This window comes from Sulfitobacter sp. HI0129, assembly GCF_001635395.1.
Lineage (GTDB): Bacteria > Pseudomonadota > Alphaproteobacteria > Rhodobacterales > Rhodobacteraceae > Sulfitobacter.
Window position 1 is genome coordinate 1 of the sequence record NZ_LWGH01000580.1, and the last position, 3,054, is coordinate 3,054.

The window sequence follows — 3,054 nt, forward strand, 5'->3', positions numbered from 1 at the left end:
GGCCTCGATGTCGGCGGCGCTGGGGCCGCGCGGGGCGGGGCCGGTCCGTCCGGCGGGCGGGATTTCATAGGCTTCACCGGCCTGTTCCGCCACGGCGGCGATCTGCAGGCGGATCGGCTCCATCCACGGGGCATCCGCCGGACCGCGCTGCAGCAGGCGGTCCCAGTGGCGCAGCGCAAGGTCGGGCCGCCCGGTCTGGGCGAACATCAGGCCGATGTAATAGCGCGCAGCGCCGCTTTCGGGGTCACGCCCCAGAATGGAGCGCAGCACCGTTTCCGCCTCGGGCGAGACATAGCCGCCCGCCGCGGCAACCAGCAGTTCGGCGTAGTCCTCCACGTCCGACAGCGTTCCCTCGGCGCCCTTGATCCGCAGCACCGCTTCCTGTGCGCGGGCGGCGGCGGCATAGTTACCGATGCGCGCCTCGTTCTGTGCGAGCAGCGTGTTGCCCTGCAGATCGTCGGGGCGTTCCGCGACGGTGGCACGCAGTTTTTCCATGAGGTCGAGATAGGCCTCCGTCACGCCTTCGGGGGCGGGGCTGGGGGGCATCGATGCTTCGGCACTGGCCTGATCCGGGCGGTTGGCGCGCAGTTCTTCAGCAAAGGCGATCCTGTCGGCCAACGCGAAGTCGCCATATCCGGGCTGCCCCATCCAGCCATAGAGCGCGAGGCTGCCCGCGATAAGCACGGTTGCCACGCCGCCCGCCAGCAGCTTGCCCGAAGGACCTGCGCCCGCGACGCGGTGGCGGTCGGCGGCGGCATCGGCGGCGAGGATACGGCGCGAAATCTCTGTCCGGGTGCGTTCGGCGTCGGCCTCGGAAAGCAGGCCACGCGACTGGTCACGCTCCACTTCGGCTAGCTGATCGCGATAGACCGACAGGTCCTTCGCGGCCGCCGCGGCCTCATCCGAGAGGCCGGCGGTGCGATGCGCCCAGACGGCGCGGCCGATGGGAACGCTGACGAAAAGGGCCATCAAGGCCGCTGTGGCCCAAAAGATCACGGGAGTATGCCTGTCTTTGTCATGGGGGGTATGTAGCCTGTGCGGCCTTGCGAAAAAAGGGGCCATTTGGCGCAGCCGCGGCGCTGCGGCGCAATTGCGGTCCATGTCGCAAAACTGCTAAGCAATGCCGCGCGGAGTATCCTCTTTTTCCTCCGCATCACCAGAACGGTAAGAGCTGCCGCAGGCGGCGCGAATCCGCGCATGGACGTGCGGCGACAGATCGGGGAATGCCGGAATGAAGAAATATTCAGCCTTTGCCGTGGCCCGGGAGGCCATGCGCCATCACACCGGCTGGAACCGCGCCTGGCGGGACGCACAGCCAAAGAAGCGCTACGATGTGATCATCGTGGGTGCGGGCGGGCACGGGTTGGCGACGGCCTATTATCTTGGCAAGAACTTCGGAATCACCAATGTCGCCATTCTGGAAAAGGGCTGGCTGGGGGGCGGCAATACCGGGCGCAACACCACGATCATCCGGTCGAACTACCTGCAGGATCCCTCCGCCGCGATCTACGAAAAGGCGCGCAGTCTCTATGAGACCATGAGCCAGGATCTGAACTACAACGTGATGTTCAGCCCCCGGGGCGTGATCATGCTGGCGCAGACCGAACATGAGGTGCGCGGCTACAAGCGGACGGCCCACGCCAATGCGCTGCAGGGCGTCAAGACAGAATTCATCGGACCGGAGCGGGTCAAGCAGCTGGTGCCGATCATCGATCTGGACGGTCCGCGCTATCCGGTGCTGGGCGGGCTTTGGCAGGCCCGGGGCGGGACCGCACGGCATGACGCCGTGGCCTGGGGCTATGCCCGCGCCTGTTCGGACATGGGCATGGATGTGATCCAGAAATGCGAGGTCACCGGCATCCGGCAGGAAGGCGGCAAGGTCACCGGCGTCTCCACCAATCGCGGCGACATCGATTGCGACAAGCTGGGGATCGTGGTGGCGGGCCATTCGGGACATCTGGCCGATATGGCGGGCTTCCGTCTGCCGATCGAAAGCGTGGCTCTGCAGGCGCTCGTGTCCGAGCCGATCAAACCCTGCATGGACGTGGTCGTGATGGCCAATACCGTCCATGGCTACATGAGCCAGTCCGACAAGGGCGAAATGGTCATCGGCGGCGGCACCGACGGCTACAACAACTACACCCAGCGCGGATCCTTCCACCATATCGAGGAAACGGTCCGCGCCCTGATCGAAACCTTCCCGATGATCTCGCGCCTGAAGATGCTGCGCCAGTGGGGCGGCATCGTGGATGTGACGGGCGACCGCTCCCCCATTCTGTCGAAAACCCCGGTGGAGGGTGTGTTCGTCAACTGCGGCTGGGGCACTGGCGGCTTCAAGGCGATCCCCGGGTCAGGCTGGGGCATGGCCGAACTGATGGCAAAGGGCCATTCGCCGCTGACAGAGGCCTTCGGCCTGAACCGCTTCCGCGAAGGCCGTTTCATCGACGAAAGCGTCGCGGCAGGGGTCGCACACTGATGGCTGTTTCCCGCTCACAACGGTGTGTTTCCGCGATGCCGCGGAACTGCGCCGCAGATCAGCACGTTTTGTCCACAGTTGAATATACTGAAGGAACAAACCAATGGCTGACCCAGAAAGAAACGTCTCGGAACGCACCACGACCACGACCACGACCACCGATAACGGTGGCAGCGGCATGGGATTCATCGTGGGGGCGCTCGTCGTCATCGTCGCCATCATCGCCTATTTCCTCTTCGTTGGCGCCGACACGGACACCGCCGGGGGCGACATCAACGTCACCGTCGAAGGTTCGGACACTGCACCCGCAGCGGACGCAGTGGAAGGCACTGCCGTGGAAGGCACTGTGGCGACCGACTGACGCGAACCACCTAGAAAACGTAAACGACCGGAACGCCGGGCGCAGCACTGCGTCCGGCGTTTCGCGTGGCCGCATGCCCGCCAGAGCAGGGCGGCCTTTCGACATGCCAGCCATAGGAGCACAGCCATGCTGATCCTCACCTGTCCCAACTGCGGCGTCACCGCCGAGGAAACGGAATTTCACGCGGGCGGCGAGGCGCATCTGAAGCGGTTCGGTC

Annotated in this window: 3 protein-coding genes and 1 pseudogene; 3 read left to right on the forward strand and 1 reads right to left on the reverse strand. The window is 65.3% G+C overall.

What is annotated here, in order from left to right:
• On the reverse strand, nucleotides 1–996 hold a 996-nt coding region (gene ccmI, locus A3764_RS15560; RefSeq protein WP_067951749.1), incomplete at its 3' end, for a c-type cytochrome biogenesis protein CcmI.
• Nucleotides 997–1,231: 235 nt separating this feature from the next.
• Here ccmI and A3764_RS15565 point away from each other — a divergent pair.
• The 3 genes and pseudogenes from A3764_RS15565 to A3764_RS15575 form a co-directional block, all read left to right on the forward strand.
• Nucleotides 1,232–2,476 carry a sarcosine oxidase subunit beta family protein gene (locus A3764_RS15565; RefSeq protein WP_067925143.1) on the forward strand — a complete coding sequence of 415 codons (1,245 nt, stop codon included), beginning with the start codon at nucleotides 1,232–1,234 and terminating at the stop codon, nucleotides 2,474–2,476.
• A gap of 103 nt (nucleotides 2,477–2,579) precedes the next feature.
• Entirely contained in the window at nucleotides 2,580–2,837 is a 258-nt protein-coding gene (locus tag A3764_RS15570) for a hypothetical protein (RefSeq protein ID WP_067925146.1), read from the forward strand.
• A 126-nt stretch (nucleotides 2,838–2,963) separates the two neighbouring features.
• Nucleotides 2,964–3,054, forward strand: a pseudogene (locus A3764_RS15575) (sarcosine oxidase subunit delta); the annotation flags it as partial.